Below are 19,707 nucleotides of genomic sequence, written 5' to 3'. Positions count from 1 at the left end.
CGACTCGACGCCTACTGGAACGACCCGGCACCACGTCCCAGAAACACCACCCGACTCACACGCCTCTACACCCAACTAGCCACCTGACCAGCCGAATTGCGCACCAGAGTCGCCCTGGCCGACACCCCGGCTCGCGGCGGCCGACGCAATGGCCGCGAAAACCGGGAAAGAGCACGGTGTAATCCTTCCTCCGGAAGGCCGAATTCTGCCTTTCGGTCCTCGCGTGAACTCATTTACACGACTTTCGCGCACGCCTGGCGTGGCCACGGTAATACCCCTCAACAACTCCATGGCAAGGAGGCGCAGTTGCGTTCCATGAAACGAGGATTGGCACTCGCCGTCGCTGTCGCGGCGCTGAGTATGGGTGACACAGGCGTACTCGCGGCCCCGCCGCAGCGCATCGACGCGTGGTGCGCCGACAGCGAGTGCGGGAGCAGTTACCGGATCAAGTTCGCGTGGGCGTACGGCTCTGACAGCGAATGCTTCACCATTCACCCCGGCGAGTTGTGGACCCGAAAGAGAGCACACTCCTGGATGCGCTTCGACGGCATCAGGTCGTGCTGACGCGCGGCAACTGAAAATCGCGTCGCCCAGGTGACGGTGCGGCCTCCCGAACCCGACCTTCGGGAGGCCGCGCTCTTTCACATTAAACAATGCCGCTTATTTCAGGGGTGTATATGACGCGGACGCCGGTATATCGGTACGACGGTGACCGAAGAGAGATCGACGGACGGTTCGATCCCGACGACATCACCTCGCACCCTGAGGCGGACGCGATCTCGGACGAGGAGTTCGAGCGTCGCCGCAATTCGAGGAAGGCCGGAGCCGTCCGGGCCACACGAAACACCCTCCTGCGCACCGGAGGGCACCGCTGGGTGCTGGAGTCCCACGTGATCCCACCCGAAACCGGTACCCGGCACGCCGTCGAAGACCGGTACCGGTTCCTGACCGGCGATCAGGCCCTGGCCTGGCTCACTCGCCATGGCCACGAGCAGGCCATCCGGTACTGGCTGCACGACCCACCGCCCGAGCGCGGACCGGGGCGCCCGGAGATCGGTGGCCGCGTACAGGTGCGGCTGGGCGAACTGCTTGACGCGGTGGACTCCTACGCCGACCGGAACGCCTGCTCGCGCGCCGAAGCCGTGCGTGCCCTTGTCGCGATCGGGCTACGAGGCGTGTAGCGCACCGTGCCCTACCGACTCCTACGCCCCGGCATGAACGTGAACACCGCACCCCCCAACAGAATCGCGGTCCCGGCGACCAACCCCAACGCCTTCAGCGCCCCGTGATCCCCGGCCCCGGTGTTTGCGAGCCCGCCGCTCGTGCTGCTGGACCCGCCGCCAGTGGTGGACCCGCCGCTGGTGGACGACCCTCCCGACGCCCCGCCCTCCTGCTTCTCGGTCGTCAGGGTGAGCGACACCAGGCTCCGGTCCGGCTTGCACACGGTCTTCGTGCCGAGGGCCTCGATGAGCAACTCCCCTGGTGACAGGGTCGATTCACCGGTTGCGCCCGGCTTGTAGGTGCCCTTCAGGTCGGGGATCTGGATCGGGTCGCCGGTCTTGATGGGCCCGGAGTTCAGGGGGCCTTCGACATGGACCGTGCCCGAGTCCGCGCCGCCGAGCTTCACTTCCATGGAGGGTTTGACGGAACCGGCCGGGATCTCGGCGGGAGAGTTCATCACCGATTTCTTGAACTGGACGGTGAGGGCGTAACTCCCGCCGTTCTTGGTGGCGTTGATCTGGACGGGAGAGGTCGCCTTCTTCTCGCCCAGGGGTGACTGGCAGGTGTAGGGGACGTCGACGACCTTGCCGGTGAAGTCGGTCTGCTGGTCGGAGGGCGAGGGAGAGGGCGACGGCGAGGGAGACGACGAAGGGCTCTGCGAAGAGGAGGGCGACGAACTCGGACTGGAGCTCGGCGAGTTGGACGACCCGCCCGTCACCGTGATCGTCGCCGACGGCACCACCGCCTGCGTCGGCGCACAGTTCGTCTTCGTCCCGAACGCGTCCACGACGTACTTGTCCGGCGTCAGCTTCACCTCCCCCGCCGCCGTCAGCTTCAACGACCCCTTCATGTCCGACAGCACCATCTCCGCGCCCTTGGGAATCGCCGGATTCTTCCGCGTCCCCTCCATCGGCACGTCCCCGCTCTGCGCCCCGGACGCCTTCAACGTCCCTGTCGGCAATACCGAGTCGGCGGGCAGATCGATGATGTTCGGATTCTTGGACGCGGCCTGGACGAACTTCCAGACGACGTCCACGGTGTCCCCGACCTTCGCGGTGGCGGGCGCGGTGACCTGGACTTTCGTGGTTCCGTCGACGGGGTCGATCCCGGCCGGGGGGACGCAGTGCGTCGCGTACGACACCTCGGCGGCGACAGCGGGCACGGCCGCGAAGCCCAGTAGGACACTCGTCCCGACCGCGATCACGGCACCGGCCGTTCTCCTGGTGGCTCTCACTTAATTCCCTTTCGGCTGGGGCTCGTGCGGTGGGGAGAGGTGGCCCTGCGTGTCCGGGGTGAACCAGGGCAGGGTCTGAGTGGGGGGCGGCCGCTCAGGCTCGCGCGGGCGGGCGCGGAGCCGGTCGACGATCGCCATGCCGATGCGGAACAGGGCCGAGGGGACGACGACGGCGACGAGGGCCCAGAAGAGGACGACGCCCCAGGGGCGGCCGACGTCCCAGTCGTGGTCGGCGAGGGTCTTGCCGCCGTACCTCAGGGAGACCGTGTAGTCGCCGTGTGCGCCGGTGGCCAGCTCGAACGGCAGCTCCAGTTGCGCGCGTTGGCCGGGCGCGAGGGTGCCGTCCCACTGGTGGTCGTCCCACTCGGGAGCGAACACGCTGTGGGCGGTGCCGACTTGGAAGACGGGGTTGGTGACGGAGGTGGTGCCGGCGTTGCCGACCGTCACGACGAACTTGCGGGCGGGCGGTGCGCCGAACCAGGTCAACAGGCCGCTGGAGCCGGTGAGTCGAGGAGTGTTCAGGACACGCAGCTCCCCGATGCCGGTCGCCTCGGGCAGCGCCTTCTCCTCATGTCCGGCGACCTTCAGCGCGGCGTCGGCCTGAGCCTTCTCGCCGGTCGCCGTCGCGACGTGCACGACGCAGGGGCAGGGCACCGGGGGCCCCACGACAGGGAGTTGGCGGCTGAACCTGCCCTGCGCGTCGGTCGTGACGGCACGGCCGTCCGCGTTGGCGCAGGAGTTGGTGCCGCCGATGACACCACGTGAAGGGCTGGACTGGCCGCACAGCAGCAACGTCAGCAGCGTGTTCGCGGGCCACCCCGCACCGCTGACGCCGATCGAACTCCCCTTGCCCGCCTCGGACTTCCCCAACTGGACGGTCGGCCCGGACACGGCTCCCGCCGCCCCCGGCACCGTCAGACACAGCGCGAGGGCGGCGAGCAGCGCGGCAACTCTCCTAACGAGCACGGCGGTTCAGCCACAGAGCGCCGGCCGCGCCGAGGAGCAGCACCGTCCCGCCGAAGGTGGCGAGTGCGGTGAACGAGTCCTCGGGGCCGGTCTGCGGCAACTGGGCCGGAGGCTCGTCACCCCCACCCCCACCCCCGCCCGCCGCCGTCACGTCCAACGTGAGCCCGGGACCCGGCGAGTTGGTCGGCGTACAGGTCGTCGTCGTACCGAGCGCGATGATCGTCAGGACGTCGGGCGTGAACGTGACCTTGCCGGACTTCTTCGGCGTGTACATCCCGCTCAAGTCGCTGATCTTTATAGGGGTGTTGGCCGGAATGGCGGCCGAATTCGGGGCACCGGTGACGGTGAGCGTCCCACTGTCGGCACCCCCGATCTTCACCGTCGCCCGGGGTTTGATCGTCCCGGCCCCCAACTCGGCCGGACTCGACGACACCCCCTTCTGCCAGGACATCGTGATCCGGTAACCGCCCCCACTCTTCTCGCCCTTGACGTCGATCGGCGACACCGCGCTCTTGACCCCGATGGGCGTCTTACAGGTGTAGTTGACCTGGACGACGTCCGCCCGCGCCACCGGCGCGACCCCCAGCACCCCCACCCCGACCAGGACCGCGCCCGACGCGAGCACGACACTCCGCTTCCGCTTGCCCACGACCACTCACCCCTGACGCTCCATCAGATTTGGTGCGTCAAGGTACGCCTGAGGGCTTGAGGAAGGAAGGGGAACGGCAACGGCCCCCGTAAACGGCAACGGCCCCTGCGAAGAACGCGAAGAACGCGAAGAACGCAGGGGCCGAGCACGCACAACGTCAGTTGACGTCCCCCATAAGGGAGTTCACCTTCCGCCGATACATCCACACCGCCCCACCCGCGATCACCGCGAGCACGGCCTCCAGCGCCACGAACCCCATCCTGTCCAGGTCCACCCCACCCACAGCCGGGTTGGACAGCAGGGCCGTCACCGAGTCGCCCGCGGTCACCGCGAGGAACCAGACGCCCATCATCTGGGAGGCGTACTTGGCGGGAGCCATCTTCGTCGTGACGGAGAGGCCGACGGGGGAGAGGGTCAGTTCGCCCAGGGTCTGGACGAAGTAGATGCCGGCGATCCAGAGGGCGGCGGCCTTGTGTCCGCCCTCGGCGATGGAGAGGGGCGCGAGGAAGAGGAAGAACGAGGCGCCGATCAGCACGAGACCCGTCGCGAACTTCACGATCGTGCTCGGCTCCTGCCCGCGCCGGTTCAGCCACAGCCACAGCCACGCGAAGACCGGCGCGAGCGCCATGATCATCACGGGGTTGACCGACTGGTACCAGGAGACCGGGAACTCCCAGCCGAAGACCGTGTTGTCGGCCTTGCCCTCGGCGAACAGCGACAGCGTCGAACCGCCCTGGTCGTAGATCATCCAGAAGACGGCGGCGGCGATGAAGAACCACACGTACGCCGACATCTTCGACTGCTCGGTCGCGTCCAGGTCCTTGTCCCGCTTGATCCGCCCGATCACGAGGACCGGCACGATCAGCCCGATCACCGTCAGCGGGATCAGCGCCCAGTTCAGCGTGAAGTGCCCGGTGAAGCCGACGACGCCGTAGAACACCGCGGCGACGGCGAGCCAGATCAGGCCCTTGCGGAGCGTGGCCGACTTCTCGGCGGCGGACAGCGGGGTCGGGACGACGTCGCTGCGCTCGCTCAGGTGGCGCGTACCCAGCAGGAACTGGCCGAGGCCCAGCGCCATGCCGACGGCGGCCAGCGCGAACCCGATGTGCCAGTCGACGTTCTGCCCGATCGTGCCGATCACCAGCGGCGCGGCGAACGCGCCCAGGTTGATGCCGATGTAGAAGAGCGTGAAGCCGCCGTCCCGGCGCGGGTCGTCCGGACCGTCGTAGAGGTGGCCGACCATCGTCGAGATGTTGGCCTTCAGCAGACCGGAGCCGAGCGCGACGAGACCGAGACCGGCGTAGAAGGAGCCGGAGAACGGGATCGCGAGGCAGAGGTGGCCGATCATGATGATCAGACCGGCACTGGCGACGGTCCTGCGCGGGCCGAGCACCCGGTCCGCGAACCAGCCGCCGGGCAGCGCGAGCAGGTACACCAGGGAGACGTACACGGAGTAGATCGCCGTCGCCGTCCCCGCGCTCAGGTGCATACCGCCCGGCGCCACCAGGTACAGCGGCAGCAGTGCCCGCATGCCGTAGTAGGAGAACCTCTCCCACATCTCCGTCAGGAAGAGCGTGGCCAGACCGCGCGGGTGGCCGAAGAAGGTCTGCTCGGGGCCAGGGATGTCCCGACGGGCCGAGTCCTTCGTCAGGCTGGACGCCATGATGGATCGATCCTTGCTGTTTACGGGTCGCTTACGCCGCCGCACATGAAAAAGGACCCCCGGCTTCTTCGCCGAAGGTCCCCGCAGTGCATCAGGCGTTTGGCCACTTTACGGCAGAGTAGGGGGCGAAACGGAAGCGTTTGAGGCGCGGATCACAAGGTCCGGACCAATTCCGTGAACCCGCCGTGCGCCCGGTACGCCCCTCCTTGCCCCTTGGTAAGAAACAGTCAGGGCGATCACACCCCTGGCCACGTCCCGTGCGGACTACCATCAGCTTCATGACCCGAGTACTGCTAGCCGAGGACGACGCGTCCATCTCGGAACCCCTGGCCCGAGCCCTCCGCCGGGAAGGCTACGAGGTCGAGGTGCGGGAGGACGGACCGACCGCGCTCGACGCCGGGATGCAGGGCGGGATCGACCTGGTCGTGCTCGATCTCGGACTCCCCGGTATGGACGGACTCGAAGTGGCGCGACGGCTGCGCTCCGAGGGCCACACCGTGCCGATCCTCATCCTCACCGCCCGCGCGGACGAGGTCGACACCGTCGTGGGGCTCGACGCGGGCGCCGACGACTACGTCACCAAGCCGTTCCGGCTGGCCGAGCTGCTCGCGCGCGTGCGGGCGCTGCTGCGGCGCGGTGCCGCCGAGCCGGCGCAGCCGCCGGCCACGCACGGGGTGCGGATCGACGTCGAGTCCCACCGGGCGTGGATGGGGGACGAGGAGCTCCAGCTCACCGCGAAGGAGTTCGACCTGCTGCGGGTGCTCGTGCGGGACGCCGGGCGGGTGGTCACCCGGGACCAGCTGATGCGGGAAGTCTGGGACACGACGTGGTGGTCGTCCACCAAGACGCTGGACATGCACATTTCCTGGCTGCGCAAGAAGCTGGGTGACGACGCGGCGAACCCCCGGTACATCGCCACTGTGCGAGGCGTCGGCTTCAGGTTCGAGAAGAGCTAGACACTACGCGCGTCGCACCACAGGGGCGGCCTCGAAAACATCCGTCGGAGTAACACCGTGCGTCGTCGCCTCATCCAGTCCACCCTCGCCGTCGTCCTCGTCGTCATCGCCGTCTTCGGCGTCTCCCTCGTCATCGTCGAGAGCCGCACCATCAGCAACAGCGCCCAGGAGCGGGTCGACTCCGAGGCTGTGCGGCTCGTGGGGATCGTGGACAGCCGGCTGCTCGGGTCGGAGGACGTGACCGCTGAGATATTGCGGGATCAGGTGACGCAGGACCGGTACGCGGTGATCCGGATCCCGGGGCGGCCGACGATCGAGATCGGGAAGAAGCCCGAGGGCGACGTCATCCACGCGCAGGAGCGGGGGGAGAGCGGGGAGACCGTCCGGGTCGAGGAGCCGAAGTCGGCGGTGACCCGGGAGGTCGGCCGGACGCTGCTGATCATCGGCCTCGTCGCGCTGCTGGCCGTCGTCGCCGCCGTCCTCCTCGCCGTCCGCCAGGCCAACAAGCTGGCCTCCCCGCTGACCGACCTCGCCGAGACCGCCGAACGCCTCGGCTCCGGCGACCCCCGCCCCCGCCACAAGCGGTACGGCGTCCCCGAGCTGGACCGGGTCGCGGACGTCCTGGACTCCTCCGCCGAGCGGATCGGCCGCATGCTGACCGCCGAGCGGCGACTCGCGGCCGACGCGTCCCACCAGCTGCGGACGCCGCTGACGGCGCTGTCGATGCGGCTTGAGGAGATCACCCTCACCGACGACCTGGAGACGGTGAAGGAGGAGGCGAACGTCGCATTGACGCAGGTCGAGCGGCTCACGGACGTCGTCGAGCGGCTCCTCACGAACTCCCGCGACCCCCGCACCGGCAACGCCGTCTCCTTCGACCTCGACGAGGTCATCCAGCAGCAGCTCGCGGAGTGGCGCCCCGCCTACCGCTCCGCCGGCCGCGCCATCGTCAGCTCCGGCAAGCGCCACCTCCAGGCCGTCGGCACCCCCGGCGCCGTCGCCCAGGTCCTCGCCGCCCTCATCGAGAACTCCCTCATGCACGGCGGCGGCACCGTCGCGCTCCGCACGCGCGTCACCGGGAACCAGTCGGTCATCGAGGTGACGGACGAGGGGCCGGGGGTGCCGGGGGATCTGGGGGCGCGCATCTTCGAGCGGGCGATCAGTGGGCGCAACTCGACGGGGATCGGGTTGGCGGTGGCCCGGGATCTGGCGGAGGCGGACGGCGGGCGCCTGGAGATGCTCCAGACGCAGCCGCCGGTGTTCGGGTTGTTCCTGTCGCGGACGGCACCGCTGCACAAGGAGCCGGAGGCGGACGAGCCGACGGTGAGGTGAGGGGCCGCCTTCAGGGGCGCGAGGAACTGCGCATCAGGGGCGCGCGGAACTGCGCGAATAGGGGCGCGGGGAACTGCGCAAAACCGCCCACCCACCCCGCACCCGGCCGACTACGCCCGCTCACCCACCCGCGAAGCCGTCCGCTGCTCCAGAATCGCCTCGGCCCCCGCCACCGCCTCTTCCTCCACCGTCTTGAACACCCACGTCCGGTACGACCAGAACCGGAACAGCGTCGCGATCCCGATCCCGAGGAACTTGAAGATGTTGCTCTGGAGCGGGCTGTCCCAGTGGAACGCGTACGTGGCGACGTAGAGGACCCCGTTCTCGATGACCATCCCGATCGCCGAGAAGAACATGAAGAGGGTCAGTTCCTTCGTCCGCCCGCTCTTGTCGCGGTCACGGTAGGTGAAGTACCGGAACCCGATGTAGTTGAAGACGATGGAGACGGCCGTGGCGATCACGCTCGCGCGGACGACCTGCAACTCCGTCCCGTGCCGGACGAGATTGAAGACCGCGAGGTTGACCAGCACCCCGGCCCCGCCCACCGCCCCGAACTTCGCCACCTCGCGCACGATGCGGCGCAATCCGGAAGCATGCCCCGTGGAACCGTGTTCCATGCTCGTACAAGCCCCCGTCCGGGTCGGTTTCGTCGCCGTTTTCGTCAACCCAGCCATGCTAACCACCCTCGATGGAGGTTTCCTGTGGTCGGCCTCACGGGTTGGAAACGGCTCGGGAAGCAGTGGGGAAACTGCGGGTATGAGCGAGGGAAACCGGAGTTAAGAGGCGCGGCGGACGGGCCGGCCGGCGTGGCCGATACCCTGTGGGTGTGACGTTCCCGGTAGTCGGCATGGTCGGCGGTGGCCAGCTCGCGCGTATGACGCACGAAGCGGGCATCCCGTTGGGCATCAGGTTCAAGCTTCTCAGTGACACCCCTCAGGACTCGGCGGCCCAGGTGGTGAGCGACGTCGTCATCGGCGACTACCGCGACCTGGACACGCTGCGCGCGTTCGCGAGGGGCTGCGACGTGATCACGTTCGACCACGAACACGTGCCCACGGAGCACCTCCGCGCCCTGGAGGCCGACGGCATCCCCGTCCGCCCCGGCCCTGACGCGCTCGTGCACGCGCAGGACAAGGGCGTGATGCGGGCCAGGCTCACGGCGATCGGCGTGCCCTGCCCGAGGCACCGCATCGTGAGCGACCCGGCGGACGTCGCCGCGTTCGCCGCCGAGGGTGCGGGTTTCCCCGTAGTACTCAAGACCGTCCGGGGCGGCTACGACGGCAAGGGCGTGTGGGTCGTCGACGGCCCCGACGACGCGGACGACCCCTTCCGCGCCGGCGTCCCCGTCCTCGCCGAGGAGAAGGTCGACTACGTCCGCGAGCTGGCCGCCAACGTCGTCCGCTCCCCGCACGGGCAGGCCGTCGCCTACCCCGTCGTCGAGTCCCGGCAGGTGAACGGCGTCTGCGACACCGTCATCGCCCCGGCCCCCGACCTCGACGAGGAGCTGGCGCTGGCCGCCGAGGAGATGGCCCTGACGATCGCCAAGGAGCTCGGCGTCGTCGGCCACCTCGCCGTCGAACTCTTCGAGACCCGCGACGGCCGCATCCTCGTCAACGAACTCGCGATGCGCCCCCACAACTCCGGCCACTGGACGCAGGACGGCGCGATGACGTCCCAGTTCGCCAACCACGTCCGCGCGGTCCTGGACCTCCCCCTCGGCGACCCGCGCCCCCGCGCGCCCTGGACCGTCATGGCCAACGTCCTCGGCGGCGACTACCCCGACATGTACTCCGCGTACCTGCACTGCATGGCCCGCGACCCCCAGCTCAAGATCCACATGTACGGCAAGGACGTGAAGCCCGGCCGCAAGGTAGGCCACGTCAACACCTACGGCACCGACCTCACCGACACCCTCGACCGCGCCCACCACGCGGCTGGCTATTTGAGAGGAACCATCACCGAATGAGTCCCGTCGTCGTAGGCATCGTCATGGGATCCGATTCCGACTGGCCCGTCATGGAGGCGGCGGCGCAGGCGCTCGACGAGTTCGAGGTCGCGTACGAGGTGGACGTCGTCTCGGCGCACCGGATGCCGCACGAAATGATCGCGTACGGGGAGCGCGCGGCGGAGCGGGGCCTGAAGGTGATCATCGCCGGGGCCGGGGGAGCGGCGCACCTCCCCGGGATGCTCGCGTCCGTCACACCGCTGCCGGTCATCGGGGTACCCGTACCCCTGAAGTACCTGGACGGCATGGACTCGCTGCTGTCCATCGTCCAGATGCCGGCCGGTGTCCCCGTCGCGACCGTCTCCGTCGGCGGCGCGCGCAACGCGGGTCTGCTGGCCGCACGGATCCTCGCCTCCCACGACGAGGAACTCCTCGGACGGATGAAGGACTTCCAGCAGGACCTCAACGACCAGGCCACCGAGAAGGGCAAGCGCCTGCGGGCCAAGGTCGAGGGGGCCAAGGAGTCGTTCGGGTTCGGAAAGTGAGCGGCGCCGAGCGGGTCCGGGAGCTCCTCGCCGAGTTCCCCGTCGTCGACGGGCACAACGACCTCCCCTGGGCGCTGCGTGAGCAGGTGCACTACGACCTCGGTGCGCGGGACATCGCCGTGCGGCAGGACGGGCATCTGCACACCGACCTGCCGAGGCTGCGGGAGGGCGGGGTGGGGGCGCAGTACTGGTCCGTGTACGTGCGGTCCGACCTGCCGGACGCCGTGCGGGCGACGCTGGAGCAGATCGACTGCGTACGGCGGCTGATCGAGCGGCACCCCGCGACCTGCGGGCCGCGTTCGGCGCGGCCGACATGGAGGCGGCGCGCGCGGAGGGCCGTATCGCGTCGCTGATGGGCGCCGAGGGCGGCCACTCCATCGCCTGCTCCCTCGGCACGCTCCGGGGGCTGTACGCCCTCGGCGTCCGCTACATGACGCTCACCCACAACGACAACATCCCGTGGGCCGACTCCGCGACGGACGTCCCGAACGTCGGCGGGCTCACGGAGTTCGGCCGCGAGGTCGTCCGCGAGATGAACCGGCTCGGCATGCTCGTCGACCTCTCCCACGTCGCGCCGACGACGATGAGGGCGGCCCTCGACACGTCGTCCGCGCCGGTGATCTTCTCGCACTCCTCCGCCCGCGCGGTCTGCGACCACCCCCGCAACATCCCGGACGACGTCCTCGAACGCCTCCCCGCGAACGGCGGCATGGCGATGGTGACGTTCGTCCCGAAGTTCGTCCTCCAGGCGGCGGTCGACTGGACGGCGGCGGCGGACGACCATCTGCGCGCCCACGGTTTCCACCACCTCGACACGACCCCCGAGGCGATGGCCCTCCACCGCGCCTTCGAGGAGGCGAACCCCCGCCCGATCGCGACCGTCTCCACCGTCGCCGACCACCTCGACCACATGCGCGAGGTCGCGGGCGTCGACCACCTCGGCATCGGCGGCGACTACGACGGCACCGCCTTCACCCCGGACGGCCTCGCCGACGTCTCCGGCTACCCCAACCTCCTCACCGAACTCCTCGACCGAGGCTGGTCCCGCACCGACCTCGCCAAGCTGACCTGGCAGAACGCGGTCCGGGTGCTCGGCGCGGCGGAGGACGTGGCGCGGGGGATCCAGGGGACGCGGGGAGCGTCGACGGCACGGATCGAGGAGCTGGACGGAGCCGCGTAGCACAGCGCGGACGACGGGGTACCCGGCCGAAACAGGTCGCGTACCCCCGAACGCCCCGTCCACCGCGAGACCCTCCCCGCCGCGTGCGACGGTTGCCGTACTGCTGATCACTACGCCGATCACGACGTACGGAGCCCCCTCATGGCAGAACTCCAGGACGAACTGCACCCCACCACGGCGATCGGCGAGGAGCCCTTCGGGGATGGGGCGGGGGGTGTGACAGAGGGCGGGACAACGGGTGTGACGGGTACCAGGGCGGGCGGCATGACAAGCCCCGGTGCCGGTGCGGAGCCTGATGCCGACGCCGGCATCCCTCGTACCCACCCCCACGACCCCCTCGCCCGCGCCCGCCAACTCCTCACCGACCACCCCGTCGCCGACGGCTACAACACCCTCCCCTGGACCCTCCGCGGACTCCCCTGGTACGACCTCGAACTCGGCGAGACCGGCGTCGACACCGACATCCCCCGCCTCCGCGAGGGCCACGTCGGCGCCGTGTTCTGGGCGCTGCGCCTCCCCGACGCCGCCGAGCGGGCCACGGCCGTCACGCTGGAGCAGATCGACCTCGTCCGGGCGGTCGTCGCGGCCCACCCCGAGGGCCTGCGCACGGCCCACACCGCAGGTCAGGTCATCGATGCCCGGAACTGCGGCCGGGTCGCCGTCCTGCTGGGCCCCGCCGGCGCCCCCGCCCTCGACGACTCCCTCGCCGTCCTGCGCATCCTGCACTCCCTCGGCCTGCGCGTCCTCACCCTGGCCGGGACGGGGTGGGCCAGCGAGGCGGGGCTCAGCCGGTTCGGGGAGGAGGTGGTGCGCGAGATGAACCGCCTCGGTGTCGTCGCCGACCTCTCCGGCGCCTCCGACGCGACGATCGTCCGCGCGCTGACCCTCTCCAAGAGCCCGGTGCTGTGCACCCGCTCGGCGGCCCGCGCCCTGCGCCCCCACCCCGACAACCTCTCCGACGACCTGCTCGCCGCCCTCGGCCGCGCCAAGGGCGTCTGCATGGTCCCGCTGACGGCCGACCAGACCGGCCCGGCCCTGACGGACGTGGCCGACCACCTCGACCACATCCGCGAGATCGCCGGCCCCGCCTCCGTCGCCCTCTCCGGCGTCTACGACTCCCCGTCAGCCCACCCCGAGGGCCTCCCCGACCCCTCCGCCTACCCCCACCTCATCACCGAACTCCTCCACCGAGGCTGGCCCGACTCCGACATCAACCTCGTCACCTGGGAGAACCTCCAACGCGTCCTGCGCAGCGCCGACTTCCTGTCCAGGGCGGCCCAGGACCGACGGGAGCCGTCCATGGCGACGCGGGAGGAACTGGACGGCGGTTGACCTTGCGCTGACGGTACGGAACCCCGCTGCTCCGGGGACGGGGTCGGGAGGAACAGCGGGGTTTTCGAAGGCTGGACTACACGTCGGTGTCGCGAGCGAGGGTGACCAGTCCGGTGAAGGCGGTGCGGCTCGGCGTGAGGTTTCAGCGAAGCGCACATGTTCGGCGAACCCGTGCCAGGCAGCGTCGAAACATCACGGACTCGTAGGGTGTGCGATCCCATGCGCGATCCCGTGTGCGGCCTGGAAGTCGTGGTACTCGTCGCAGACGAAACCCTGGTTGACCCAGCGAGCGGGATCCGCGCCGAGCTCACGTTCGGCCAGGCGGAGCGCCTCCTCCGGGTTCGCCACGGTGCCGATCTCCTTTCCCCAGACTTCGTCTTCCAGGTCGAGAGGCGGGAACTCGGTGACGTCGCGGAAGGTGTCGTCGCCGACGTCCTCGACTTCGCTCAGACAGACCATGACACCCTCCCGGCCCGGACTGACGGTGACCCAGCGAAGACCCCGCCGACCGTCGCGTTCGATCCCGCCGAGGAACTGCTCGACCTGTTTCCCGCGGCGCAGTGCGCCGAGGGTGAAGGCCGGGGTGAGATGTCGCATCTCAACGTCTCCCTACTCGCCGGTCGGACCTTGCCCGCCTCAGGCCGTAGGCCGCCCCATCCCCCGATAGACCCACCCCGCCTTGCGCCACGCCCCCGGATCCAACGCGTTCCGCCCGTCCAGGATCACCCTCTCCCGCGCGACCTCCCCCAGCACCGCGGGATCCAGCTCCCGGAACTCCCGCCACTCCGTGAGGTGGAGGACAACGTCGGCGCCGCGCACGGCGTCCACCGCCGTCTCCGCGTACCCCAGCGTCGGAAAGAGGCGGCGGGCGTTGGGCATGCCCTTGGGGTCGTAGACGGTGACCTGGGCGCCCTGGAGGTGGATCTGGCCGGCGACGTTCAGCGCGGGGGAGTCGCGGACGTCGTCGGAGTCGGGCTTGAAGGCGGCACCGAGGACGGCGACACGCTTGCCGAGGAAGGCGCCGTCACCCAACGCCTCACGGGTCATCTCCACCATCTGTCCGCGCCGGCGCATGTTGATGGAGTCGATCTCGCGCAGGAAGGTGAGCGCCTGGTCGGCGCCCAGTTCGCCGGCGCGGGCCATGAAGGCGCGGATGTCCTTGGGGAGGCACCCCCCGCCGAACCCGATGCCGGCGCGCAGGAACTTGTGGCCGATCCGGTCGTCGTACCCGATCGCCTCGGCGAGCTTCGCGACGTCCCCGCCGGCGGCCTCGCACACCTCGGCCATGGCGTTGATGAAGGAGATCTTCGTGGCGAGGAACGAGTTCGCGGAGGTCTTGACCAGCTCGGCGGTCGGGAAGTCGGTGACGACGAACGGCGTCCCGGCGGCGACCGGCGTCGCGTACACCTCGCGCAGCAGCCGCTCGGCCCGCTCGCTGCGCACGCCGACGACGACCCGGTCGGGCCGCAGAGTGTCCTGCACGGCGAACCCCTCCCGCAGGAACTCGGGGTTCCAGGCCAGCTCGGCCCCCTCCCCGGCGGGCGCGTGCGCGGCGAGGTACGCGGCGAGGCGGTCGGCGGAGCCGACGGGGACGGTGGACTTGCCGACGACGAGGGTGGGCCGGTCGAGATGGGGGGCGAGGGACGCGATCGCGGCGTCGACGTACGACATGTCGGCGGCGTACTCGCCGTGCCGCTGGGGCGTGTTGACGCACACGAAGTGGACGTCCCCGAAGGCGGCGGCCTCGGCGAAGTCGAGGGTGAACCGCAGCCGCCCGGACGACCCCTCGATCCCGGCGACGTGCTTGCGCAGCAGTTCCTCAAGGCCCGGCTCGTACATCGGGACCTCGCCCCGCTGGAGCATCTCGATCTTCTCCGGGACGACGTCGAGACCGAGCACCTCGAAGCCGAGTTCCGCCATCGCCGCCGCGTGCGTGGCACCGAGGTAACCGGTGCCGATCACGGTGATCTTGAGGCTCATGGGGGGCTCCACAGGTTCGGCCGGACGTGCGCTGCCTGAGCATAGTCGGGGCGTGTACGGCGCCCTCACCGGGCAGATTCCCTCTTGTCGCGTAGCTCACGTACCCGTCCCGAGGGCCGCGCCCTAAACTTTGAGTTACTTAACGGTAATTAGCGTCGTCTGGAGTGAATGACCTTGGCCGGATCGGCTGATTTCGACCTGTACCGCCCGACCGAGGAGCACGACATGCTCCGCGACGCGATCCGCGCTCTCTCCGAGGCCAAGATCGCGCCGTTCGCCGCCGCGGTCGACGAGGAGGCCCGCTTCCCGCAGGAGGCGCTGGACGCCCTCGTCGCGAGCGACCTGCACGCCGTGCACGTCCCGGAGGAGTACGGCGGCGCCGGTGCCGACGCGCTCGCCACCGTCATCGTCATCGAGGAGGTGGCCCGCGCCTGCGTGTCGTCCTCGCTGATCCCGGCGGTCAACAAGCTCGGCTCGCTCCCGGTGATCCTCTCCGGCTCCGAGGAGCTGAAGAAGAAGTACCTCGGCCCGCTGGCCAAGGGCGACGCGATGTTCTCCTACTGCCTCTCCGAGCCGGACGCCGGTTCCGACGCGGCCGGCATGAAGACCCGCGCGGTGCGCGACGGCGACCACTGGATCCTCAACGGCGTCAAGCGCTGGATCACCAACGCGGGCGTCTCCGAGTACTACACCGTCCTCGCGGTCACCGACCCCGAGAAGCGGTCCAAGGGGATCTCCGCGTTCGTCGTCGAGAAGTCCGACGAGGGTGTCTCCTTCGGCGCCCCCGAGAAGAAGCTCGGCATCAAGGGGTCCCCCACCCGCGAGGTCTACTTCGACAACGTCCGCATCCCCGCGGACCGCATGATCGGCGCCGAGGGCACCGGTTTCGCCACCGCCATGAAGACCCTCGACCACACCCGCATCACCATCGCCGCCCAGGCCCTCGGCGTCGCCCAAGGCGCCTTCGACTACGCCAAGAACTACGTCCAGGAACGCAAGCAGTTCGGCAAGCCCATCGCCGACTTCCAGGGCATCCAGTTCATGCTCGCCGACATGTCCATGAAGATCTCCGCGGCGCGTGCTTTGACGTACCAGGCCGCCGCCGCCTCCGAACGCCTCGACGCCGACCTCACCTACCAGGGCGCCGCCGCCAAGTGCTTCGCCTCGGACATCGCGATGGAGGTCACCACCGACGCGGTGCAGCTCCTCGGGGGGTACGGGTACACCCGTGACTACCCGGTGGAGCGGATGATGCGGGATGCGAAGATCACGCAGATTTATGAGGGCACGAACCAGGTGCAGCGGATCGTGATGGCGAGGAACCTTCCCTAACGCCTCCTTGGCTCGACACCCCGCTCTTGGAGCGGGGTGCCGGACTTTGACCGGGTCGTGAGGTACTTAGGTACCATGGTCGTGGAGGTGTCGACGATGACGACAGCGGCTAAGCCGGTGCGCCAGTCCCCGCTGAAGGTGGATCAGGCGACGGATAAATTGATCAGCCAGGGCGCTCATTTCCTGGGACTGACGAAGAAGGATCTGGTGGCTGAGGCGGTCCGGGCGTATCTGGAGCAGCGCCGTGAGGATCTGCGGTCCGGGATGGTGGAGGCGCTCAGTGTGCTGGACGGGTCGCTGAAATCGGATGTGATGCTGCTGACCGGGCTGACCGCGGAAGAGATCGACGCGGTCGGGGGAATCGAGGAATGAGCGCACCCGGCCCGCTGCGCCCGGCCCGCCCGACGCTGCGCTGCCTGCGTGAGGATCTGAGCCTCGCGGTACCGCCGGTCACAGCTTCGACTGTCTGACTGGGCAGGCCAGTTCGGGCAGTGAGCGATTCGGGGAACATGTCACCACTGCCAGGGACAGGTACGAGGGGCGTTCCAGGTAGAAGCCGTACGACAGATCAGCCCCCGAGCCCAGCCGTTCAGCGGCGGAGTTCACCAGCAGGGCCAGATGGATGGTGTCGCGCTGCGCCTCCGAGCTGAACCGGGGTGCGTGGTCCGTGAGTCGTTCCCCGAGCCATGCCGCCGCTTCCTGCGCCTCCCCCCACGTGCCGCGTACGAGGGAACGGGGTTTGACCAGCCAGTACGCCGTTTCGAGCGGCGGCAGATCCGAAGTGGGGAACTCCGCGGTCACCTCGCGGTACCGCTTGAGCAGCCGCTCTGCCTGTACGTCCTGGTCGGACAGTGGTGCAGGTGGAGGATCTGGGTGCGGAGGACGTCGGAGAGCCTCGTTGTCGAAGCGTTCTTTCGGTCCGGTCCACAGGTAGCCGTGGTGGTGCACCAGTCGTTCCTGTTCCGTGTGAGCGATGGCGGAACCAACCAGTCCCGGTCTGCCGGAAGGGAACTGGGACTGGTTGGGGAGAGCGGAGGATCAGACCCGCAGGCCGAAGCGCGCCGGTTCGATCCCGGCCGCGTCCAACTCCTCCGTGGTGAACCGCAGCGGCTGTGCGTCAGGCCGCTTGCTGTCACCGACCGCCCAGAGGCCGTTGCCGATCCGAGCCAGGGTCACGCACCCCTCCGTGCAGGGGCCGCCGCATGCTTGGACGAAGACGGCTCCGCTGATGTCGAGCGCGTACAGGTCGGTTCCGTGCTGCATCGCTGCACCTTTCTGCCAACTGATCGCGGCCATGACTGACCACTCCATGCCGCAATCTTCGGCGGGGCACGGACGCGTCTCTAGTCTGTTTCCCGTTCCTGCAAAAAGTCGTTTCGGATACTCTCGATCATGCTTCGCATATCCGTTCCGGACAATCCCAAGCGCTCGAATGTTTCGAACTTTTCGACGTACAGATCGATATCCCTGGGGTCCGTGGCCACCACCTCGGCGTGAACTGTTTCTATAGTGACCATACGGTCGTCACGGATGACGAACGCGTGATTCGGAACGTCGCACTGCTGGATATCCAACGGAACTACGCGAATGTCGATGTGAGACAGCCTGGAGACGGAAACGATGCGATCCAGTTGTGCGGCCATCATCTGCGGAGGGACGATTCGCCAGCGCAGAACAGGCTCTGTGATCACGAACCGTAGGGACTTGGTTCTGTCATAGAGAACCGCCTGCCGCTCAAGCCGCCCGTTGAGTGTTCGCGTGAGAGCGTCCTCACTCAGGTGGTGACGTTGCAGAACGGCCCGGATGTATTCAGGCGTCTGGAGCAGTCCAGGGACGAGCGCGGGTTGGAACAGCCGCAGTGTCGACATCTGAGACTCCAGAGCCTTGGCCGCCTGCTGACCCTTGTGAACCCCCATCCGCTTTAGGAGTCTCCACGCGGTCGTCTCGGTGGCCGATGCTCGGGCGGCCTCGGCGTATTCGGCCTTGACCTCGTCCGATACGCCGATAGCCGTCAGGATGCGCTCGACATCCATCGAGCTGGGAGCCAGCTTGGAGTTCTCGATCTTGGACAGCTTGGACGGAGACATGAGAGCACTGCGGGCCACCGCTTTGGCTTCCTTGCCGGATGCCTTTCGCAGTGCCCGCAGTGCTGCTCCGAGCTGCGCTCTGTTCACACCCCGTACTTGATCCACCATTCGCTGAACGGTTCCGCGTGTGCGAGTGCCATGTCACGGTACTCGGTGAATTCAGCCGCTCGTTCCGGCGGCAACGCTTCCGATCCCAGATACTTTCCGTCCTCGTCGTAGCTCATCACTGCCACGGACGAAGAATCGAAGAACCAGAAATCAGGGACACCCTCCAGGGGGCTTTGCTTCCCGGTGATATCGAGGATGAAGAACTCTTCACCCCCGGTCATGTTCTTCTGGTAACCCCACCCGAGTTCGAAGCGGAGATATTCTGTGAGCGGGCGGGACAGAACGTGCACCCGGTAGACCCGCTTCCCCTTGCCGGTGTGCGAGCGGAGCTCCTTCACCCAGCCCGCGTTGTAGTCGTCCGGCTGCGGCTCTCCGGCGAGGAATCTCTGGTAGGCATCCACGTTCCCGGACTTGCTGTAGTCGTCCAGGGTTTCCAGGCGGAAAGCCTCGCGTTCGAACGAGTCGAAGAGTTCGCCGAGGGTTTTAGACGAGCTTGTCACGGATGGCCTTCTGGAGTAGTTCCACGGGGATCTCGACCAGGGTTTCGTGCGCGGGAATTCGAAGCCCGTGGTCTGTCGGCGTCTCACCCTGTACCAGGTACGTGCCGCGATCCGTCGCGTAGATCGTCGGGCAATCCTTGAGATCGCACGAACTGACCAGTTTGGTGACCTTCATGGGCTGGGTCCTCTCTCCCGTGTCCATCGCCGGCACGGTGTCTGGGTCGATGCTCCCGAGGGTTGAGCGTGCCGGTCAAGCGATCACGGTTGACGGAACGGGAAACCGCGAAGGTTCCCTCCAACTCCCGTGTCGATGTACATGCCTTCTATGCCACGCGCGGCCGTGATCAGATCTTCGGCCGCACTCGGAACACCACAAACGGTCGTCCACGCACGAAGGTCGCGCTCCGAGGGCGGACGCGTGCCGCTCTCGAAGCGCGAGCATTTCGACTCGTGCCAGCCCAGTTGGGCAGCCAACGCTCTTTTGGTGAAGCCGGCTTCGGTCCGGAGCTCTGCCAGACGTCTGCCGAGAGCCCTGCGAGCTTCCTGGACGCTTGAGGAGGACGAGGTCATTTCTGTCGGTGGCCGGGGTATCAGAACGGCTGGAACTCCGCGTGCGGGGTGGCCCGTTCCCACACCGACTCGAAGGCCGCGTCGCAGAGTTGGACGGTTTCCGGTGC

General features: G+C 68.4%; 22 protein-coding genes and 1 pseudogene. 10 read left to right on the top strand and 13 right to left on the bottom strand.

Annotated features, from left to right (window positions below; translation table 11 throughout):
• Positions 1–315 precede the first annotated feature (315 nt).
• Positions 316–564, top strand: coding sequence for a hypothetical protein (locus tag ACVNF4_RS17570; protein ID WP_461803763.1), 249 nt, complete (start codon positions 316–318; stop codon positions 562–564).
• A 113-nt stretch (positions 565–677) separates the two neighbouring features.
• Positions 678–1,181, top strand: a complete 504-nt coding sequence (locus ACVNF4_RS17565; protein ID WP_461803762.1) for a hypothetical protein — start codon at positions 678–680, stop codon at positions 1,179–1,181.
• An 11-nt stretch (positions 1,182–1,192) separates the two neighbouring features.
• Here ACVNF4_RS17565 and ACVNF4_RS17560 read toward each other — a convergent pair whose 3' ends face one another.
• From ACVNF4_RS17560 to ACVNF4_RS17545, 4 genes are all read right to left on the bottom strand, one after another.
• Positions 1,193–2,455, bottom strand: coding sequence for a hypothetical protein (locus ACVNF4_RS17560; protein WP_461803761.1), 1,263 nt, complete (start codon positions 2,453–2,455; stop codon positions 1,193–1,195).
• On the bottom strand, positions 2,456–3,421 hold the full coding sequence (locus tag ACVNF4_RS17555) for a hypothetical protein (protein WP_461803760.1): 966 nt from the start codon (positions 3,419–3,421) through the stop codon (positions 2,456–2,458).
• Positions 3,411–4,070, bottom strand: coding sequence for an LPXTG cell wall anchor domain-containing protein (locus ACVNF4_RS17550; protein WP_461803759.1), 660 nt, complete (start codon positions 4,068–4,070; stop codon positions 3,411–3,413). Before ACVNF4_RS17550 ends, ACVNF4_RS17555 begins: the two co-directional genes overlap by 11 nt.
• Before the next feature lie 157 nt (positions 4,071–4,227).
• Positions 4,228–5,733, bottom strand: coding sequence for an oligopeptide:H+ symporter (locus tag ACVNF4_RS17545; RefSeq protein WP_461803758.1), 1,506 nt, complete (start codon positions 5,731–5,733; stop codon positions 4,228–4,230).
• 278 nt (positions 5,734–6,011) lie between these two features.
• Here ACVNF4_RS17545 and ACVNF4_RS17540 point away from each other — a divergent pair, with 278 nt between their 5' ends.
• Entirely contained in the window at positions 6,012–6,689 is a 678-nt protein-coding gene (locus tag ACVNF4_RS17540; protein WP_355881015.1) for a response regulator transcription factor, read from the top strand.
• Between the two features lie 57 nt (positions 6,690–6,746).
• Positions 6,747–8,021: an ATP-binding protein gene (locus ACVNF4_RS17535; protein WP_461803757.1), complete on the top strand. Its 1,275-nt coding sequence runs from the start codon at positions 6,747–6,749 to the stop codon at positions 8,019–8,021.
• Between the two features lie 110 nt (positions 8,022–8,131).
• Here ACVNF4_RS17535 and ACVNF4_RS17530 read toward each other — a convergent pair whose 3' ends face one another.
• Positions 8,132–8,638, bottom strand: a complete 507-nt coding sequence (locus ACVNF4_RS17530; RefSeq protein ID WP_461803756.1) for a GtrA family protein — start codon at positions 8,636–8,638, stop codon at positions 8,132–8,134.
• 209 nt (positions 8,639–8,847) lie between these two features.
• Between ACVNF4_RS17530 and ACVNF4_RS17525 the strand changes: the two genes are divergently transcribed.
• The 4 genes and pseudogenes from ACVNF4_RS17525 (at position 8,848) to ACVNF4_RS17510 (ending at position 13,023) form a co-directional block, all read left to right on the top strand.
• A complete protein-coding gene (locus ACVNF4_RS17525) occupies positions 8,848–9,987 on the top strand; it encodes a 5-(carboxyamino)imidazole ribonucleotide synthase (protein ID WP_461803755.1) in 1,140 nt (379 codons plus the stop codon).
• The gene (gene purE / locus ACVNF4_RS17520) at positions 9,984–10,511 is read left to right on the top strand and encodes a 5-(carboxyamino)imidazole ribonucleotide mutase (RefSeq protein WP_461803754.1); all 528 of its coding nucleotides are present in this window, start codon (positions 9,984–9,986) and stop codon (positions 10,509–10,511) included. Before ACVNF4_RS17525 ends, purE begins: the two co-directional genes overlap by 4 nt.
• Positions 10,508–11,691 (top strand): annotated as a pseudogene (locus ACVNF4_RS17515) (dipeptidase). Before purE ends, ACVNF4_RS17515 begins: the two are co-directional and overlap by 4 nt.
• A 141-nt stretch (positions 11,692–11,832) precedes the next feature.
• Entirely contained in the window at positions 11,833–13,023 is a 1,191-nt protein-coding gene (locus tag ACVNF4_RS17510; RefSeq protein WP_461803753.1) for a dipeptidase, read from the top strand.
• Between the two features lie 192 nt (positions 13,024–13,215).
• On the opposite strand, the gene ACVNF4_RS17505 is transcribed toward ACVNF4_RS17510, so the two are convergent.
• Positions 13,216–13,620: a hypothetical protein gene (locus ACVNF4_RS17505; RefSeq protein ID WP_461803752.1), complete on the bottom strand. Its 405-nt coding sequence runs from the start codon at positions 13,618–13,620 to the stop codon at positions 13,216–13,218.
• A gap of 39 nt (positions 13,621–13,659) precedes the next feature.
• Positions 13,660–15,003 (bottom strand): UDP-glucose dehydrogenase family protein, encoded by a 1,344-nt coding sequence (locus tag ACVNF4_RS17500; protein ID WP_461803751.1) that lies wholly within the window; start codon positions 15,001–15,003, stop codon positions 13,660–13,662.
• 168 nt (positions 15,004–15,171) lie between these two features.
• Between ACVNF4_RS17500 and ACVNF4_RS17495 the strand changes: the two genes are divergently transcribed.
• Positions 15,172–16,335, top strand: a complete 1,164-nt coding sequence (locus ACVNF4_RS17495) for an acyl-CoA dehydrogenase family protein (protein ID WP_461803750.1) — start codon at positions 15,172–15,174, stop codon at positions 16,333–16,335.
• Positions 16,336–16,431: 96 nt separating this feature from the next.
• Complete coding sequence (locus ACVNF4_RS17490; protein ID WP_461803749.1) at positions 16,432–16,707, top strand: hypothetical protein; 276 nt, start codon at positions 16,432–16,434, stop codon at positions 16,705–16,707.
• 78 nt (positions 16,708–16,785) lie between these two features.
• Here the strand turns inward: ACVNF4_RS17490 and ACVNF4_RS17485 are convergent, their stop codons facing one another.
• The 6 genes from ACVNF4_RS17485 to ACVNF4_RS17460 form a co-directional block, all read right to left on the bottom strand.
• Positions 16,786–17,283 carry a hypothetical protein gene (locus tag ACVNF4_RS17485; protein ID WP_461803748.1) on the bottom strand — a complete coding sequence of 166 codons (498 nt, stop codon included), beginning with the start codon at positions 17,281–17,283 and terminating at the stop codon, positions 16,786–16,788.
• A gap of 90 nt (positions 17,284–17,373) precedes the next feature.
• Positions 17,374–17,598, bottom strand: a complete 225-nt coding sequence (locus tag ACVNF4_RS17480; RefSeq protein ID WP_461803747.1) for a DUF397 domain-containing protein — start codon at positions 17,596–17,598, stop codon at positions 17,374–17,376.
• 80 nt (positions 17,599–17,678) lie between these two features.
• On the bottom strand, positions 17,679–18,509 hold the full coding sequence (locus tag ACVNF4_RS17475; protein ID WP_461803746.1) for a helix-turn-helix domain-containing protein: 831 nt from the start codon (positions 18,507–18,509) through the stop codon (positions 17,679–17,681).
• Positions 18,506–19,030: a DUF6879 family protein gene (locus ACVNF4_RS17470; protein WP_461803745.1), complete on the bottom strand. Its 525-nt coding sequence runs from the start codon at positions 19,028–19,030 to the stop codon at positions 18,506–18,508. The genes ACVNF4_RS17475 and ACVNF4_RS17470 overlap by 4 nt, the downstream gene beginning before the upstream one ends.
• On the bottom strand, positions 19,014–19,205 hold the full coding sequence (locus ACVNF4_RS17465) for a hypothetical protein (protein WP_461803744.1): 192 nt from the start codon (positions 19,203–19,205) through the stop codon (positions 19,014–19,016). Before ACVNF4_RS17465 ends, ACVNF4_RS17470 begins: the two co-directional genes overlap by 17 nt.
• 83 nt (positions 19,206–19,288) lie before the next feature.
• The gene (locus ACVNF4_RS17460) at positions 19,289–19,600 is read right to left on the bottom strand and encodes a helix-turn-helix domain-containing protein (protein ID WP_461803743.1); all 312 of its coding nucleotides are present in this window, start codon (positions 19,598–19,600) and stop codon (positions 19,289–19,291) included.
• Between the last annotated feature and the right edge of the window lie 107 nt (positions 19,601–19,707).

The organism is Streptomyces sp. S6 (assembly GCF_054880855.1).
Note: the sequence above shows the minus strand (reverse complement) of the source record. Positions and strands in the feature narration are given on the sequence as shown.

Excerpts from the sequence above, each read along its gene's own strand:
- ACVNF4_RS17570 (WP_461803763.1), top strand. The coding sequence starts at position 316 with ATGAAACGAGGATTGGCACTCGCCGTCGCTGTCGCGGCGCTGAGTATG.
- ACVNF4_RS17565 (WP_461803762.1), top strand. The coding sequence starts at position 678 with ATGACGCGGACGCCGGTATATCGGTACGACGGTGACCGAAGAGAGATC.
- ACVNF4_RS17545 (WP_461803758.1), bottom strand. The coding sequence starts at position 5,733 with ATGGCGTCCAGCCTGACGAAGGACTCGGCCCGTCGGGACATCCCTGGC.
- ACVNF4_RS17540 (WP_355881015.1), top strand. The coding sequence starts at position 6,012 with ATGACCCGAGTACTGCTAGCCGAGGACGACGCGTCCATCTCGGAACCC.
- ACVNF4_RS17530 (WP_461803756.1), bottom strand. The coding sequence starts at position 8,638 with ATGGAACACGGTTCCACGGGGCATGCTTCCGGATTGCGCCGCATCGTG.
- purE (WP_461803754.1), top strand. The coding sequence starts at position 9,984 with ATGAGTCCCGTCGTCGTAGGCATCGTCATGGGATCCGATTCCGACTGG.
- ACVNF4_RS17510 (WP_461803753.1), top strand. The coding sequence starts at position 11,833 with ATGGCAGAACTCCAGGACGAACTGCACCCCACCACGGCGATCGGCGAG.
- ACVNF4_RS17505 (WP_461803752.1), bottom strand. The coding sequence starts at position 13,620 with ATGCGACATCTCACCCCGGCCTTCACCCTCGGCGCACTGCGCCGCGGG.
- ACVNF4_RS17500 (WP_461803751.1), bottom strand. The coding sequence starts at position 15,003 with ATGAGCCTCAAGATCACCGTGATCGGCACCGGTTACCTCGGTGCCACG.
- ACVNF4_RS17495 (WP_461803750.1), top strand. The coding sequence starts at position 15,172 with ATGACCTTGGCCGGATCGGCTGATTTCGACCTGTACCGCCCGACCGAG.
- ACVNF4_RS17490 (WP_461803749.1), top strand. The coding sequence starts at position 16,432 with ATGACGACAGCGGCTAAGCCGGTGCGCCAGTCCCCGCTGAAGGTGGAT.
- ACVNF4_RS17480 (WP_461803747.1), bottom strand. The coding sequence starts at position 17,598 with ATGCAGCACGGAACCGACCTGTACGCGCTCGACATCAGCGGAGCCGTC.
- ACVNF4_RS17465 (WP_461803744.1), bottom strand. The coding sequence starts at position 19,205 with ATGAAGGTCACCAAACTGGTCAGTTCGTGCGATCTCAAGGATTGCCCG.
- ACVNF4_RS17460 (WP_461803743.1), bottom strand. The coding sequence starts at position 19,600 with ATGACCTCGTCCTCCTCAAGCGTCCAGGAAGCTCGCAGGGCTCTCGGC.